Source organism: Paenibacillus piscarius, assembly GCF_022234545.1.
Taxonomy (GTDB): domain Bacteria; phylum Bacillota; class Bacilli; order Paenibacillales; family Paenibacillaceae; genus Paenibacillus_AQ; species Paenibacillus_AQ piscarius.
On sequence record NZ_JAIEUI010000013.1, the window covers coordinates 29,437 to 45,262 of the forward strand.

Genomic DNA, 15,826 nt, shown 5'->3' on the forward strand with positions numbered 1-15,826 from the left:
AAACCTGCAGCTGTACCGCAATTTATTTGTGGGAATTACTGGAATGGTAGTCGGTGAAGGCTTGAATAAGCTGTGATACTCTTACTTCAGAAAGCAAATAACCACTGAAACGGAGCGCCTGACAAGCAGCATTCCGGATGGACTGAAGGAGGTGAGTAGACTATGAAACCATTCGATAAAGAGCTTGAAGATCTGGACCTGGAGCTGATTGAACTGGATCAGGTGGAGGCCATTCCATCGACAGCGGCAACCAGCGGCAGCGGCAGTTCATCCACTTGCGGCTCATCGTCGTGTTCGTCATGTTCCTCTTCCTGCGCGTAAGACAGACAGATTCACCAGAATACTTAAATACTAAATTTATGAAAAGGATGATGAAAAAATGAACGATCTGAACAAAGAACTGGAAGATCTCGACCTGGAACTGATTGAACTTGAACAAGTGGAAGCTATTCCGTCAACGGCGGCCACCAGCGGCAGCGGCAGCTCTTCTACCTGCGGTTCGTCCTCATGTTCGTCGTGCTCGTCCTCCTGTGCTTAAGATTAACAGCAGTGTAATGATAATAAAATACTAATTATGAAAAGGATGATAAATTATGAAGGATTTGAATAAGGAATTGGAAGCTCTGGACCTGGAACTGATTGAACTGGATCAAGTTGAGGCTATTCCGACAACGGCAGCATCCAGCGGCAGCGGCAGCTCTTCCACCTGCGGCTCATCATCGTGTTCGTCGTGTTCGTCCTCTTGTGCTTAATTGTTAGTTCAACTATGGATGGGGCGGCGTGAGCCGCGCCCATCCAAAAAACAATTCCAGAAGGGGGAGCCGTGTTGAGTCGAACCTTCCTGTTTGAAAGACGGAATCATGTTCCTTCCAGTGGCCTGCTGGCAATCAAACATGGTTTCTACCAGGAGATTCTAGCCTATTGTGAAGACCGTAATGAATGGATTGAGCGTAAGGAATGGCTGCAGCGGCGGCTGTCCGAGCGCATAGAACAAGAACCGGAGGTACGAATTGCCTATATCCGGCTGCAGCAGGGAGTCCGCAAAGGGCGGATTCAGCCCGGAAAGATTCCGAAGGCAGACCAAGTGACACCGGAGCTCATGGCTGAGGCGCTCTCTCTGGAGCAGACGGCCAATGTACTGAAGCGGCGGCATGATGCATTAGCCATCCGGTTCAAGGATGAATGCAGGACACAGGAACAGGAGCTGTATAAGCTGTTCCGGCAGCAGCCGAGTGTGCAGAATGCACTGCTGCTGACTAACTATGAAATGTATTGTTCATTGAACAAATCGTATAGCTCGAAAAAAAGCGGAAAGGTATGGAAAATGATGATGCGTTCTTTTGCCAAAACAGCGCCGCTCTCTTCCTTCACTTCAATCTGCCGGGGGCAAGGAACGCCGGCAGAGAGCCGGATCAGCTTCGCCCAATGGATTCTGCTTCACTGGTATGAATTATGGCTGCTGCTTCCCGAGGTGATACGGGCCAGCCGCTATAAGGTGCAGTACAGGGAGCAAGGGGGCGCTCTCCTGGTGGAGGGCAGCCAAGGGCCGCAAACGGCGGAGCCGGGTCTGTATATCACCAAGAAGCGAAGGTACCGCCTGGATGCAGCGGCTGCGGCTAAGATCAAACCTGGCAGCGAGGTCAGCCTCGATGAGCTGGCGCTGATCTGGAACGAGAGTGCAGATGACATGGCTGCCAAGGCCGTTCAGCTGCTGCACTGCGGCTATCTCAAGAATACAGCAGACAGGGAGAACGGGCCGCTGACGCTGGAGCTGTTCATCGAGACCGTATCTGCCTATCGCACTGGAAGCAGCAGACTCAAGGCTCTGGCTCAGCATCTGGAGGCCATCCGCCTGCTGTCCGGTCAGCTTGAACAGACGAACGAGGTCCTGCGGAGGGAGCAATTACTGGAAATCACCCGCAAGCATGTGAACCGCTGCTGTGAATTGCTCGGATGGGAGGGCAGCTATCCGGCCAACCCGTTTGATGAGGACAGCTACGCGGAAGCACCGGCCGGGAGTGCTATGGAGATGGAGCCGTTCGGTGATCTGCTTGCGGAGTGGGCTGAGGTTCTGCCCATATTTGATAACCGCCTGAAGTTCCGGCTCTATATGGAGCATTATCTGCATGATACGCTTCCTGCGCCTTATGCCTCTCTTCAGCCCGGCCTGACCAGGTATGCCGCAGAGTATGAGCAGCATGTAGCGCTGAACCGGACCTGCCGGGGCAGTGTATTCGAGAATGCTCCTGCGGTAGCACAGCTGGAGGAGCTGAGAGATCAATACCGGAGCAAGCTGGCCGCAGCCGCATCGGGAGAGGATGTTGTGCTGGAGCGTGCGGATCTGGCCTCACTGAAGGCGGGGCTGCAGGCGCTCAATATCCGTCAGCCTGCCATAGCAGGGTTCTGGCTTCAGCAGAGCGGCTCTGGAGACGTTGTCGTCAATGATTGCAAGAACAGCTATCTGGCCTATTCCATATATCATCTGCCGGAGAGCCGTGACGCTATAACTGAACGGTTACAAGCAGTGCTCCATTGCGGAGACGAGGCACAGCTAATTACTTACTCGCCTTCCTGCGGGTTCAATCCCAATATGAATGGTTGTGCGGAGGGTAATAGCATGGCTGCCGGTCTGCAGGACACTGCACTGATCTGGAATGCCGGACGCGCCAGCTTCGAGCTGCAATCCGGGGAGCGGCGGCTGGTTCCTCTATATACAGGTACACTTGCCCCGGCTTGTCTGCCTGAGGAATACCGGAATCTTGCCTTGCTGACCCAATCGGGGTTTCTCACCGGAACCGGGCTGGACTATGATGAGCTCACCGTTGAGGAATGCCGGCATATCGGCAGAATCAGCTACGGGAAGCTGATCCTGCACAGAAGGCGAATCCTGCTTCATGAGAAGCTGTTTGCCGGGGTGACCCCGGATTTCTCGGGATACCTGCGGCTTCATGAGCTGCTGGCGGTCTATCATGTTCCGCTGCATTCATTCATCCGGCTGTTCCCCGTCCGCGACAACAGGCTGCACATCGAATACGGCGAGTCCGGGCTGCACAAGCCGATCTTCGTCGATGCGGAGGAGCCGCAGTATTGTATGGAATGGCTGAAGCACAGGGAACGCTGCCGCAGGCAGTACGGAGAATTGGCCGTTGTGTTCGAAGAGGCGCTTCCCGACCCGTATGGGAATGAATATACCACTGAGGTTGTGTACGAGATGCATGAAGAGCCGCTCGGAATGGAGGAATAAGACATGGGCGAGCAACCGTTACGTATTCTGGAAACGAAAGATGGCACTGAAGTCATTGGCCGCAAAAGGCGAATCAGGCTTAAGTCCGCAGATTATGAGCAGCTTGTCCGGCTGTTCACACAGCCGCAGCGCTCTCCTGCAGCAGTGCAGTGGCTGACAGATCTCCGCCACAAGCTGACCGGAGAAGAGCAGACGGAGACAGAGGCAGATGTGTATGAGCTGGGAGACCGGGTGATTCTGTCCGCCGGAGTCTGCACCCGCTGCCTCGGCTTGCAGTATCCGGCAGCAAGCCGGGTCAGATACGGGTTGCCTGCCTGTCTGAAGTCCCGGAGGTTTACCGGGAATAAGCTGGTCAGACTGGATGTCCTGGGGCTTCAGTCTATCCAGTCCCTGCCTGAAGTGGCTCATGCGGAATGCTGCCCACTTCAATGCAGTCCGGTGGAGCATCTGCGGGATACGTCCATTGACGAAGGAGTTCTGTCACAGGAGCTCGTTAGCGCAGTGGTCAAGAACATTGATTTCCGGTTCGACCGTTATTGGAGGCTGGACGCTGATGCCGGCGGCAGGGCGGTGAGCTTCGCCGGGTCCAGCAAACGCCGGGTACTGGAGGATCTGTATGCCTATCTGCTGGAGTACTGTTACAGCTATCGTCAGCTGTCGCCGGGATTAACCGACCAGGCAGCCTACCTGCATTATCTGAACCGCCATGGAGCCGGGGATGCCGAGGAACTGGAGCGGGGAGAGGTGGTTCCAGGCAGCTTGGCCTACTGGCCGGGGATGGAGCAGCCGTTGCCTTCACAGGCCAGATATAAGAAGTTACAGGCTCTGATGATCGTGTATCTCATTGAATCCGAATATGAAGGGAAGCTGTACAGCGCCATCGGCGAGGATCTGGAAGATGGGCTGTTCCGGGTGTGGAACCAGATCCGCCGGGCAGATAGCGGTTCTGCCGGGGCTTCTCCGTCCTCTCCTGCTGTAGCTGAATACAGCCCGCTGTACCGCTATGAGGATGGACTGTCCCGCAAATTCGGCTTCTCACTCATAGGAGGTGAACGGCAATGAAGACGGCAGCAATGACATTGGCCCAGGCAGTATCCCGCCTGGAGGAGCAGGCAGTTCTTGAGCTCGGCGGGGAACGGCTGCTGTGCTTCATAGCTTACGGCCACCAGATGAACAGGGGCCGGGGCTGGCCACGTGGGGAGAGATTTGCACTCCTGCAGGTGGATGTTCATGAGGTGCTTGCCGGGCCTGTCTTCCATCCCGGCGCAATAGGCTGTCCGTCCTGCTTCGGGCAACGGAGGAACGAGAACCTTAGAGCGAATGAGCGGCTGCCTGGAGATGAGGGCCGGAGTGAAATTATCGGCGGCTACAGCATTGATGAAGAGCTGGTGCAGGAATGTCTCTCACTCCTGCTCCGGCAGCCCGCGTCGCCCGGAGTGCTCGATTATTACCGGCTTGCTCCCGGCGGGAATGTCCGCAGGTATTCCTTCTGGCCCGCGCAGCGCTGCAAGTCCTGTGCTGAAGCCGAACCGGAGGACGATTCCGCTGTCATCCTCCAGGCGTTCGCACGGCAAGCGATGTTCCGGTATGGCGGTTCATACCGGGCTCAGCCTGCTGCGGTATGCGATACCGTATTTGCGCCAGGCAATGCCGATGCCAATTTTATGATCTACAGGGATAGAAATACCCGTTCCTTCTTCTCGCTGACCAGCTTCTTCCGAATCGGCCGGGAGGAGAAATATGAGCTTGGCATCGGCAGCTCCGCCGATTATAGGAGCAGCGAGCTAAAGTCGAGGTGTGAGGCGCTGGAACGCTACGCGGGAATGCATCCGCGCGGCAGGGAACGGCTGAGTGTAGTCTCCAGCACCCGGAGCCTGCAGGAACGGCAGACTGTTATCGATCCGCTGCTGTTCACCGAAGCTGTGAAGGGAACAGGGCAGCAGATTGCCGTCTACGATGAGGATCTGGTCTTGAACTGGATTCCTGCCTTCGCCTGGAAGCGGCACAGCACAGCCTATATCCCGGAATGTCTGGCCTATTACAAGCCGGATGACGGGTATTCAGCCGGTCCGCGGATTTACAAGGGAAATTCCAACGGAAATGCACTGGGCACCACCTTGCTGGACGGTATCTATTATGCCTGCCTGGAGCTGATTGAACGGGATGCTTTCCTGAACCACTGGTACTTGCGGCGTTCACCGCCCGAGCTCCTGCCGGATTCGGCAGAGCATGCACAGATACGTTATATGACCGAACGGCTTCGGGCGCTGGGATACACTGTCCAATTGTTCGACATCACGATGGAAACAGAGATTCCTGTTATTTGGGCCCTCTGTCTGGGACAGACGGAGAACCAGTTCGCTGCTTACAGCACAGCGGGGGCCCACCCCGACCCGGAGAAGGCCATCCTTGCGGCGCTGGAAGAGATGCTGCTGGCGCTGGAATATTACGGCACACATACAGCAGAGATCCGCGAGAAAGCCCGGCGCATCCGCCATGAAGGGGTGCAGCGGGTCGAGGATCATCCCATTCTCTATTTCCTTCAGGAAGAACGGCATCACTTCAGCTTCCTGAACGGAGGCGGACAATACAGCATCCGCGAGCGGTTCGCCCGGTTCTACGGAGAGTTCCAGCATACGGTAATTGATCTGGCGGAAGAAACCTCAAGGCTGCTGGAACGGATGACAGAGCATTACGGTGAGGCGTTCATCGTCCGCCAGACCCCGGAGGGCTACAGGGCGCTTGAACTGGAGGCAGTCAAAGTGCTTGTGCCCGGGATGCAGCCGATGTGGTTCGGTGAGCCCGGCCGGTTGCTCTGCAGGCAGCGTATCCGGCAGGCGGCGCAATACTTGGGGATGGATCCGGCGGAGGTCAACCAGGCGCCCCATCCATTTCCCTGAACACGATAAAACAACAGAAAGAAGGAGAACAGCTTGCCAATGCTGCTGAAATTAGAGGGTGTAGAGAAACGGTTCAAGGATAAGCAGGTGCTGGCCGGAGTGAGCTTTGATGTGGCGGAAGGCGAGAGCATCGCCCTGATCGGTCCGAACGGGGCGGGAAAGACGACAATGATCCGCTGCATTCTGGAGCTTACCGGCATTGATGACGGGGTGATCGAGCGGCATTTCGATAACCGCAGGGATGTCGGGATGATGCTGCAGAAGGATCTTTTCCCCGACGGGCTGCGGGTCAGGGAGCTGATTGAGCTGCATAAGAGCTACAGCAAATCCAAGGTGGATACGAATGTGCTGCTGGAGGCCGGGGATCTGGTGCAAGAGACGCGCAGCATGGTCCACAGCCTCTCCGGCGGACAGAAGCGCAGATTATCCTTCGCCCTCTCGCTCGCGGCCAATCCGAAGTTACTGTTCCTGGACGAACCGACAGTCGGCATGGATGTCACCGCCTGCAGAATGTTCTGGAGCAAGATCAAGGAGCTGCAAGGGCAAGGCAAATCGGTCTTCGTCACCTCCCACCATCTGGATGAGCTGAACGACTTTTGCCGCCGGTTTATTTTCCTCAAAGAGGGGAAGGTCGCTGCCATTGTAAGCAAGGAGGATCTGAATGCCCAGAAAATCCTCGTTGCTCATCCCGCCCAGGCAGGGGAAGCGGAGGAGCTGCAGCGCCGATACGGCGGTCTGGTGGAGGATGGACGGCTGTATGTGTTTCATCCGGCAGAGCAATCCCGGCTGGCAGATGTCCTGAAGGAGCGGCGCATTCCTTATGAGGAACGGCTCAAGGAAGTTAAAGACTGTTACCGTGAAATCTATGACCACTATGAAGAAGGAGCGATACACGCATGATTACGATTATCCGCTACGAGATTCTCAAGGTGCTGCGTAACAAGAGATTTGTATTCTTCACACTGGTGATGCCGCTGGCGTTCTTCCTGGTGCTGAATGCCTTCGTGAAGCCCGATCATGGCCAAGGGGAGTTCATTACGTATCTGGCGGTATTCTGTACCCTGTTCGGAACAGCCGGCAGCGGACTGAATACTCTCAGCACCCGGGTGGCCAAAGAAAAGTCCTATATCGGCAGCATCTACACCGTCACGCCTTACTCGCAGGGCAAGTTCATCTTCGTTACCGCGCTGGTCCAGCTGATTCTGAATGTGTTGATCGCGGCTGTCATTATTACGTTTGGCACGGCCGTCTTCCACCTGAGAATGGACACGGTACTGCTGAAGATGGAGCTGCTGGCGCTGTACTCCAGTCTATATTATATTTTCCTCGGCCTGATTCTCGGGTTCCTGCTGGACATTGTATCGCTGCAATCGATCTCCTTCCCGCTGTACCTGGGCTTCATGTCCATGAATATTACGAATGATCTGGGCTTCTCAGTACCGGGCTTCATGACCCATATTCAGCGCTTCTTCCCGGGCTATTATCTGAGCAAGGCGGTTAAGACCCTCTATACCGGAGGCGATGCTCTTCAGAGTATTCTGATGATGACGCTGAACATCGGGCTGCTGCTGATCGTCACCCTGGTGGTCTACCGCTACAAAAAGAATGCAATCGTCGCTTAAGCCAGGAGCCGGTGAGCTGGAGGCGCTGCGGACGACCCGCAGAGACCTGCACTGCATCCCCGAGCTGGCCGGTCAGGAGGAGAAGACAAGGGCATATATTGAGAGCTATATCGACTGCCATACCACCCGCATTGCCATCGAGCATTCCTCGGAAAAAGGAATCATCGCTTCTTATCAGGGCGGCGGCGGATTACCGGTCATCGGATTCCGGGCTGAGCTGGATGCCCTGCCGGTGGAGGATGCCAAAGCAGATGCTCCCTACCGGAGCAGGCATCCAGGCTTAAGCCATGCGTGCGGACATGATGCCCATATGTCTATTCTGCTGCAGCTTATCCGGTGGGTGGACCGGATCGCACCGGCCGTGAACTGCTGCTTTATCTTTCAGGCGGCCGAGGAGGTTATGGCCGGTGCGCGGGAGCTGATCCCCCTGCTCCGGGAGCAGAAGCTGGAATACCTGTATTCGCTTCACGTCACACCGGATCTGTATGCCGGATATTTCTCCCTGCGGCCCGGTCTTGCCCTGGCAGGCTGCCTGAACGCAGAGCTGCTGCTGGAGCTGGCCTCCGGCCATGCTTCCGATCAGCCGGATGCTCTGCAGGTGCTTACTGAGGTGCGGCAGTTCCAGGAGGACTATCGCACAGACAGCCGGTTCTGCAAGATTACGCATGTGGAAACAAATGGATATTACAATGTGATCCCGGACCGGCTGAAGCTGTACCTTACGGTCCGCTCAGCGGATGCGGCAGCTCTCCGGGAGGGATATCAGCAGCTCCTGGATGCCGTATCGGCATCCTCTCAGGTGCTGGGCCTGCTGGACAGCCGGATCATTTCCGAGTATCCCTGCTGTGTGAATGATCCGGCGCTGACCAGGCTCACGGCCAGGCTGCTGGGCAAGAGGTTTGGCCGTGAGCAGGTGCTGGAGGCGCCGTTCCTCTTCTCCAGTGACGACTTTGCCTTCTATGCCAAGGAGCTGCCGGATGTGCAGACCTGCTATTATTTCATCGGCGCTTATATGCGGGAGAATAATCACGTGCATACCCGAGCTTTTGACATGGATGAGAATGCATTGCTGTTTGGACTGAGCAGTTATCAGGCCATTATTCAAATGTTCGTGCAGGCCGGCCGGTCCCGGAAGGTCCCCGGACAATAGACAGGAGTGGGAAGGATGAGGGTAGCCCCCCTTTATATGTACAGACAAACCAATTTCCCGCTTAGATATGTAGCCCAGTATATGGGGAATCTTAGCGGGCAGTATACAGCGGTACAGCACAGCGCGGGAGAACCGGCACTGCGGCTGGCTGCAATTACGGAAGAGATGCAGCGGCAGATCGGCAGCCTGGAGCGGGATGATGAACGGATGGAGGCGATCCGCTTCAAGCGTGATTTCTTCAATGAGCGGGCCAGTGCCGGGAAGCGGTACAGCCAAGTGGAAGCTCTGTTCACAGAGAAGCTGCGCGGCGAGATCCGGCATGTCCTCGCCTTGCGGCAGCAGTACCGGGACAAGATGGAGGCGGTGCAGAACGAATTCGAGGCGCTTGCCGCAGCGGACCGCCGCTGGCTGCAGCGAATCTATCAGGAGGACCGGGAGCTGCGGGATGCCCTGACATTTGTGAACAGCGCGATTACAGCCAAGCTGGATAAATATTTGCGTACACCGGCTGAGGAGCATGACCGGAACCTGCGCAAGCTGGACTATACGCTGGTTAAATTTCTGACCCGGGCCAGCATGAAGACCAGCCCCTTCGCGAATCTGACCTACTCCGGGATCGGGAACTTCAGCGGTGAACGGAAGGCAGGGGCCAAGCGGCTGTATCCCCGGCTGAATGATTCGCTGATTCTACAGGTCTACGACAAGCTGTTCCTTGAGCCGGAGTGGATCTCGCGGCTGGAATACCGCCTGAATGCCACTTGCGTGGAGCTGGACGGGAAATATTATATTACCGTGCTGCAGAACACCAGAGGGGAGCGCCAGTTGTATAAATCCAGACAAGGGCTGGTCACGCTGCGGGCCAGCGAAGCGCTGCGCAAGCTGTTCGGGAATCTGCGCGAGGCGGAAGCCCTCTCCTATCCGGCCATGCGGGAGCGGTTAACCGGTCTTGGTGTCTCTGATGAACAGGCAGACAACACGCTGCGCCAGCTGATCAGTAACGGAGTGCTGGAGCGGACGGACTATCTGAATGAGCAGGCCGGCAATCTGACTGAAGAGCTGCTGCTGAAGCTGGAGCGCTACGGGGTCGATCATGCGTGTATTCCGCTGCTGCACGAGCTGAACGCCCTGACCGGACAATTCAGCGACACGCTGGATGTGGAGGCTACGGACCGTCTGTATGCTTGTGCCGAAGCGCTGGCCGCATTGTTCGGTCTGGAGCCGATGCCCCGCCGCAGCCTGCTGTATATTGACGGCATCAATGAGACGGTGCAGACCCAGGATTACCCAGCCCGTGAAGGCCGGCTGTCCCAGCTGTCCCGTTACCAGTGGCTGATGATGTGCTTCGATACAGTCATTAAGATGCAGTTCGCCGCAGGGGAGTTCTTCAAGAACCATTACGGTGCAAGTTACATGCCCGCGAACTCGCAGGAGGCGTCAAGAGTACTCCGGGATATGGCCCAGGTGTTCTTCTCCGACCCGGAATTATTGAAGGAAACCTCCGGCCTGTTCAATTGGGATAAAGCTTTCAGCCATAAGAAGACGCAGCGACTGCACAATATCGCCAGCCGCTTGACGGAATTCCTGAACGAAGCCGCCGCGCAGGGCGAGATCCTCATTTCTGATGCACAGACCGCGGCCTGGCAGCGTGAGATTCAGGACGTGCTTGGGGAACGCCTGCTGTCGCACTCCTTTTTTGTCCAGGAGAGCGGTGACCGTATGGTGCTGAACCATATGTATAAGGGCTTCTCGATTTATTTCGCCCGGTTCCTGAAGTATCTGGAGGATTCCGGCAGCGAATATACCGCTTATCTGCGGGAATGCTTCGACGGGAATCAGGTGGCAGATATCCGCAATACCTTCGGCTTCAACGCCAATATCCGCAAGAGAACGGTACAGAAAGAAATTGCTTTGCCGATCCAATCCATGACCGAGAGCGGACAGTCCCTCTCATGGCTGGATTTGGGATTCCGGTACAACTCCTCCACAGAGAGTCCCGAGTTCTTCGATCCGGCGACAGGTAACACCGTACGTCCGCAATTTCTGGGTACGCTGGTGCTGATAGCTGCCCCGGCTATTCTGACGACCTTCGATATCCTGTCCTCGCACGGGACCAGCTATTTCGACCTTGGGGAGCTGGTTCTGCGTGAACGGCTGAAGCCGGCGGGGGAAACGGCCGGGACGGTGGTCCATGTGCCGCGCATTTGGCTGGGCAACCGCGAGCTGATGGTATCCCGGGAGAAATGGCTGCTCAGCACTTCAGCCTTATCGGAAGCGCTCCGTGAGAAGGACCGCTTCACAGCCTGGAAGCGAACCATTGATTATTGTGACGCCAACGGCATCCCTACCCGGTTCTTCGCCAGACCGTTCACTGCAAGCACAGAGCCGTCCTCAGAGTCTGCAGAGCGCAAGCCCCAGTTCATCAATCTGTCCTCGCCGCTGCTCTTCCAGGTCTTCCTGCAGCTTGCGGCGAAGGCTGACCATCTCTTGATTGAAGAGGAATATCCGGTGGCAGACCCGGAGCAGGACAGCGTGCTGGAGTATACCTACGAAATTACATGCGGAGGGGAAGAGGAATATGCGGCTGCGAACTATTAATTGTTACTTATACGACAGCAAAGCGGTAGCCTTGCTGGTCCGGTCCATCCTGTCGTTCGTTCAGACCTCTAATCTGGAGAATCTTATTCTGCAGAAAAGCTGGGTCCACGGGTTCCATCTTAAAGTGACGCTTGACGCCGCTAATGCCAATCTGCAGCTGGAAGAGCTGATCCGCCGCCATGCGGCGCGATACTCCAGCGTGCGGTCTGAAGAGGAATATGTGAAATACGAGCGTATGGTGAACAAGCTGGCCTTGATGGAGGAGTATTCCGGGACGTTCCTGCCGCTTCGCCGTGACGGTGAGGTGACGGTGGAGGAGGACAGTATGCTGACCCACGGGAATCCGCTGTGCAGCGCCAAGGTGAATTACAGCATTGAGCTGCTGAAGAGCCGGCTGATTGCGGATATATATGAGTCCTGGCTGGAGCTGCCTGAAGACAAGCAGAATGTGGAAGCGGCCAAAATGTTTTTCATAACGGGCAGCAACAGTCCGGGCGGACTTCAGATCGGGTATCTGTCGCTGCGCTCCAATTTCGAATATTTCAAAACCCAGCTGGCAGGGTTCAGGAAAGAGGAACAGATCGAATCCAGAATTCACGAGGTGCTGCATGGACGGACGGACACAGAGAAGGAGTTCATCGCAAGCGGAGTGCAGAGCTTCACGGAAGGCCGGTTTGAGCGGGAGTTTATTTTCGGACGGCTGCGGATTTTCATCGGTTCCTTATGGACGATTCTGGAGCAGGCGTACGAACGGGGAGAGCTGGTGCATGACAAGCTGTATTACGGAGATGATTTCTTTGAACGCCATGACCAGGCTAGTACGTTCCATCAGACCTTTTTCTCCAATCCTGAATTCCTGAAGCATTATCACGATAAAGGGTTCGTTGTCTACCGGTTCGTAGCGGCTGTGCTGTATTCCTTAATGCCGATGCTGGAGATCTCGCCTCTGCGCAAGCAGCGCATTACGGGCGTGGCTTCCGAGAGTGTGGAGGCAGGGTACGGGATGGACTGGAAGGATGCTTACAGTTATCTGGAGATGAAGATGGCAGGAGAGAGTGAACATGACACACTGGTGCATTAGGCGGGAGGAACAGCTGTATCTATATGGCAGGCATGGACTGCATCAGCTAAAAGCAAGCCCGCAAACCGCCCGCAGGCTCAGGGAGATTGTGTTCGGTGAGCGCTCCATCAACTGGATGCCCGTTGATGAGGAGCTGGCAGCGCGGCTGTTCCCCGGGGAGCAGCGTCCGGTGCCTGCCGGCGGGAATTCAGACGGCTCGCTTACTTCCTGCAGGGAATGGCAGCTGCGGGTAATTACTCCGGACCAGGCGCTGCTGCTGCGCAATCTGTCCCCGGAGGACGAACCGGAGATTACAGCCGCCCTGGAGGACGGTAATCCACAGCGGCAGAGTGCAGCAGCACAGCCCCTTCTGCTCAGCTATGCTCAGAATATAGCTGCGGCCTGCGAAGGTCTTCAGGAAGAGGAGGCGCAGGCAGCCAAACGCGTCATTCAGCTTGATCTCAGCCGCGCCAAGAGAGTGGTTGAGCCCAAACGGCTGCTGGCTGATATTGTGCGGTCTGCGGCGAGGCAAGAGGGAGGCTGTCCTGCGGAACCGCCGGAGGCGGTGAACTGGACCGCTTGCCTGAATGCGCTGGAGCGTCTGGAGCATCAGCTTGTGCACCGTTTTGTATTTCACTCCAATGACCTTATGCAGGTTCCCTATAAGATAGCCACCGCTGCTGACGGAAGCTTCCATAGCGGCGAGGGGAATGCGGAGCAGATCGTCCGCGCTTCGTGCCGCAATCTGGAGCGGCTGCTGGAGCGGATTCATCCCGGACCGCCCGGAGGCTGGATCGTTGCCGCAGGGCGGCAGCACCGCCTGGAACGGCAGGCCGGGCAGCTCTTCCGGGACTGGGAGGCAGCGGAATCCCCGGCGGTGCCGGAATGCCGGAGGCTTGCCTTCGCAGAGCTTGCCGGGGACACGCGGATACAGGCTATGATCCGCCGGTTCGTCCCCCAAGCGGAGCAGCTTGAGCTGTTCGTGGAGCAGATTCCGGGAATCCGCGCTTACCGTGCCGCTGCCGGGAGAGCAGGCAGCGCCTGGACCGGCTGCTGCTGCGCCCCTTCTCAGCAGGAGGCTGTTCAGCAGGCGTTAATCCGGTTCTACGCTCAGGTGCAGCAGAACGGTATCCGCACTTCGGTTGCGTATGCCGCAGGCGGGCAGATGGACGCTGCACCGCCGCAACTGCCGGAGCAGGGGCTGACGGAAGCTTTTCAGGACAGCTATGACATTGTGGAGCTGTTGATCCCGGTGCTGGAGAATACGGGAATTACCATCCTGCATGTGCAGCGGAAGGAGGAGAGGGAGCATGAAGGAAGCAGTATTATACCGGACGGACAGCCTGTTTCAGCAGGAGGTTGTTCTTGAACTGGAGAAGCGGGAAATTCCTTACCGTATGACGGAGGAGCGCTCAATCGCAGACGGCTCGGTGCTTTTTGTCATCCAGGATTATTTGCTGGAGGAGGAGCTGATCCCGTTCTACCGGGAGGCTCCCGGTCCGGGCGGAGTTTTCTTCCTCCACCGGCTGCTGGACACGCTGATTGCAGGACCGCTGGTCCATCCGGCTGAAGCCGGGGGCTGCCTGGCTTGCCTGCGGCAGAAGGTTCAGGATACCGGAAGGGAAAGTCTGCTGTCGCTGCTGTACAATGAGCAGCCGGAGTCCGGTTCTCATCCGCAGGCAGCCGGATTCGCTGCCGATTGTATCGGGAATTCCCTCCAGGCAGCGGACAGTCTTCTCCGGTACACAGGCTATGCCGAGCATATCCGCTGGGATGCCCTGCGTGCTGAGGGGTACCTGCTGTGCAGGCGTGAAGGCTGTCCCGTATGCTCGGTAGCGGCTCCAGCCGGGACAGCTCCGCGCCATCCGCAGACCACAGACACGGTGAAGCCCGGCAGACGCATCTACCGGCTGCGCTCAGAGCTGGATACAGAGGCGATCGTGCGCAAGTGGTACGATCCCGATGGCGGAAGGATCACCCACCGCTACCGTGAGCTGCGCTCCTCCTATATCGAAGCGGGCGGAATGGAGCTGCGGATCGGTCCGGCTTATGTAGAGACCGGATTCGGCAGGGCTTACAGGCGGCCGGATGCCATGAAGCTGGCGGTGCTTGAAGCGCTGGAGCGGTACTGCGGAATGTGTGACCATAAGGCGCCTGCGGCGGAGAGATATTCCTTTAAGCAGCTGTCAGAGCAGGCGGTGGACCCCGCAGTATTCGGTCTGCACGATGCTATGGCCATGGCGCATCCGGCCTATAGACTGCAGCAGTACAAGGAGAATCTGCCTGTATACTGGACGCCGGTGTTCTCCATGAAGAAGCGCAGGGAAGTGCTCGTGCCGGAGCAGCTGGTGTATTTCGCCGACGGACACTTCCGAAGCGGAACGAACAGATTCGTCTATGACAGCTCCAACGGCCTGGCACTGGGCAGCACATGGGAGGAGGCGGCCTTGCATGGTCTGTTCGAGGTGATTGAACGCGATAATTTCCTCTGCGCCTGGTATAACCGGCTGCCCCTGCGGGAGATCGATATTTCCGGCAGTCCGCTGGAGGAGCTGAAGCAGCTTATCTATTTCATGGAACTCGAAGGCATTCAGATCCGCTTCTTCGATATTTCGATGGAGCTTAAGGTGCCCAGTGTATGGGCGCTGGCTTATGATACGCGCGAGGGGGCTGTCATGAAGGCCTATAATGCCGCCGCCGCCCATATCATTCCCGCTAAGGCGGTAGAATCCGCAGCGATGGAGGTCATTACTTCACTGCCTATCTATGCGGCGGAGCTGAAGGCAGGCGGCAGTCCATACACACGGGCGCAGCAGCTTGAGAATAATCCCGGGGCGGTCACCGAATTCGAGGATCATGTCCTGTATTATGCCAGCGAGAGCAACTGCCGCCATGGGCTGGATTTTGTACTGCGGGGGGATGGGCGCAAGAAGGCTTCTCTGGAGGAACTCTACCCGGATGCTTATGATCCCGGAGGCCGGTTTACCCATGATGATCTGGCCGGTGATCTGGAGGAGCTGGCCGCCGCCGTCATTGATCATTACGGAGAGCTGTATATAGCCGATGTGACCCCGGACGAAATAGCGGACTTCGGGTACCGCGCGGCCAAGGTGCTGGTTCCCGGCATGCTGCCCATGACGTTCGGGGAGCAGCACAGACGTGTGATTATGGAAAGACTGATCCGGGAAAGAGAGCGGCGGGGGCTGGGCAAGGATTTCACCGTGAATCCCGATCCGCATCCTTTTCCATAAGGGG

Annotated in this window: 13 protein-coding genes; all 13 read left to right on the top strand. The window is 56.9% G+C overall.

Annotated features, from left to right (window positions below):
- Nucleotides 1–162: 162 nt before the first annotated feature.
- The 13 genes from K1558_RS19765 to K1558_RS19825 all read left to right on the top strand — a co-directional run bounded on the left by K1558_RS19765 (nt 163) and on the right by K1558_RS19825 (nt 15,822).
- Nucleotides 163–321 (top strand): thiazolylpeptide-type bacteriocin, encoded by a 159-nt coding sequence (locus tag K1558_RS19765; protein WP_238653378.1) that lies wholly within the window; start codon nt 163–165, stop codon nt 319–321.
- A 58-nt stretch (nt 322–379) separates the two neighbouring features.
- Nucleotides 380–538: a thiazolylpeptide-type bacteriocin gene (locus K1558_RS19770; protein ID WP_238653379.1), complete on the top strand. Its 159-nt coding sequence runs from the start codon at nt 380–382 to the stop codon at nt 536–538.
- 55 nt (nt 539–593) lie between these two features.
- Nucleotides 594–752, top strand: coding sequence for a thiazolylpeptide-type bacteriocin (locus K1558_RS19775; RefSeq protein WP_238653380.1), 159 nt, complete (start codon nt 594–596; stop codon nt 750–752).
- 74 nt (nt 753–826) lie between these two features.
- Nucleotides 827–3,244 (top strand): hypothetical protein, encoded by a 2,418-nt coding sequence (locus tag K1558_RS19780; RefSeq protein WP_238653381.1) that lies wholly within the window; start codon nt 827–829, stop codon nt 3,242–3,244.
- 3 nt (nt 3,245–3,247) lie between these two features.
- On the top strand, nt 3,248–4,306 hold the full coding sequence (locus K1558_RS19785; protein ID WP_238653382.1) for a hypothetical protein: 1,059 nt from the start codon (nt 3,248–3,250) through the stop codon (nt 4,304–4,306).
- Nucleotides 4,303–6,144 (top strand): YcaO-like family protein, encoded by a 1,842-nt coding sequence (locus tag K1558_RS19790; RefSeq protein WP_238653383.1) that lies wholly within the window; start codon nt 4,303–4,305, stop codon nt 6,142–6,144. The genes K1558_RS19785 and K1558_RS19790 overlap by 4 nt, the downstream gene beginning before the upstream one ends.
- A gap of 39 nt (nt 6,145–6,183) precedes the next feature.
- Complete coding sequence (locus K1558_RS19795; RefSeq protein WP_238653384.1) at nt 6,184–7,044, top strand: ABC transporter ATP-binding protein; 861 nt, start codon at nt 6,184–6,186, stop codon at nt 7,042–7,044.
- Nucleotides 7,041–7,766 carry an ABC transporter permease gene (locus K1558_RS19800; RefSeq protein WP_238653385.1) on the top strand — a complete coding sequence of 242 codons (726 nt, stop codon included), beginning with the start codon at nt 7,041–7,043 and terminating at the stop codon, nt 7,764–7,766. The genes K1558_RS19795 and K1558_RS19800 overlap by 4 nt, the downstream gene beginning before the upstream one ends.
- On the top strand, nt 7,750–8,916 hold the full coding sequence (locus K1558_RS19805; protein ID WP_238653386.1) for a M20 metallopeptidase family protein: 1,167 nt from the start codon (nt 7,750–7,752) through the stop codon (nt 8,914–8,916). Before K1558_RS19800 ends, K1558_RS19805 begins: the two co-directional genes overlap by 17 nt.
- 15 nt (nt 8,917–8,931) lie before the next feature.
- The gene (locus tag K1558_RS19810; RefSeq protein ID WP_238653387.1) at nt 8,932–11,511 is read left to right on the top strand and encodes a lantibiotic dehydratase; all 2,580 of its coding nucleotides are present in this window, start codon (nt 8,932–8,934) and stop codon (nt 11,509–11,511) included.
- Nucleotides 11,492–12,592, top strand: coding sequence for a hypothetical protein (locus K1558_RS19815; protein ID WP_238653388.1), 1,101 nt, complete (start codon nt 11,492–11,494; stop codon nt 12,590–12,592). The genes K1558_RS19810 and K1558_RS19815 overlap by 20 nt, the downstream gene beginning before the upstream one ends.
- Nucleotides 12,573–13,940: a hypothetical protein gene (locus tag K1558_RS19820; RefSeq protein WP_238653389.1), complete on the top strand. Its 1,368-nt coding sequence runs from the start codon at nt 12,573–12,575 to the stop codon at nt 13,938–13,940. Before K1558_RS19815 ends, K1558_RS19820 begins: the two co-directional genes overlap by 20 nt.
- Nucleotides 13,882–15,822, top strand: a complete 1,941-nt coding sequence (locus K1558_RS19825; protein WP_238653390.1) for a YcaO-like family protein — start codon at nt 13,882–13,884, stop codon at nt 15,820–15,822. The genes K1558_RS19820 and K1558_RS19825 overlap by 59 nt, the downstream gene beginning before the upstream one ends.
- Nucleotides 15,823–15,826: the final 4 nt, after the last annotated feature.

Bases quoted from the DNA above. Each gene is read 5' to 3' on its own strand.
- K1558_RS19765 (WP_238653378.1), top strand. From the start codon at position 163: ATGAAACCATTCGATAAAGAGCTTGAAGATCTGGACCTGGAGCTGATT.
- K1558_RS19770 (WP_238653379.1), top strand. From the start codon at position 380: ATGAACGATCTGAACAAAGAACTGGAAGATCTCGACCTGGAACTGATT.
- K1558_RS19775 (WP_238653380.1), top strand. From the start codon at position 594: ATGAAGGATTTGAATAAGGAATTGGAAGCTCTGGACCTGGAACTGATT.
- K1558_RS19785 (WP_238653382.1), top strand. From the start codon at position 3,248: ATGGGCGAGCAACCGTTACGTATTCTGGAAACGAAAGATGGCACTGAA.
- K1558_RS19790 (WP_238653383.1), top strand. From the start codon at position 4,303: ATGAAGACGGCAGCAATGACATTGGCCCAGGCAGTATCCCGCCTGGAG.
- K1558_RS19795 (WP_238653384.1), top strand. From the start codon at position 6,184: ATGCTGCTGAAATTAGAGGGTGTAGAGAAACGGTTCAAGGATAAGCAG.
- K1558_RS19800 (WP_238653385.1), top strand. From the start codon at position 7,041: ATGATTACGATTATCCGCTACGAGATTCTCAAGGTGCTGCGTAACAAG.
- K1558_RS19805 (WP_238653386.1), top strand. From the start codon at position 7,750: ATGCAATCGTCGCTTAAGCCAGGAGCCGGTGAGCTGGAGGCGCTGCGG.
- K1558_RS19810 (WP_238653387.1), top strand. From the start codon at position 8,932: ATGAGGGTAGCCCCCCTTTATATGTACAGACAAACCAATTTCCCGCTT.
- K1558_RS19815 (WP_238653388.1), top strand. From the start codon at position 11,492: ATGCGGCTGCGAACTATTAATTGTTACTTATACGACAGCAAAGCGGTA.
- K1558_RS19820 (WP_238653389.1), top strand. From the start codon at position 12,573: ATGACACACTGGTGCATTAGGCGGGAGGAACAGCTGTATCTATATGGC.
- K1558_RS19825 (WP_238653390.1), top strand. From the start codon at position 13,882: ATGAAGGAAGCAGTATTATACCGGACGGACAGCCTGTTTCAGCAGGAG.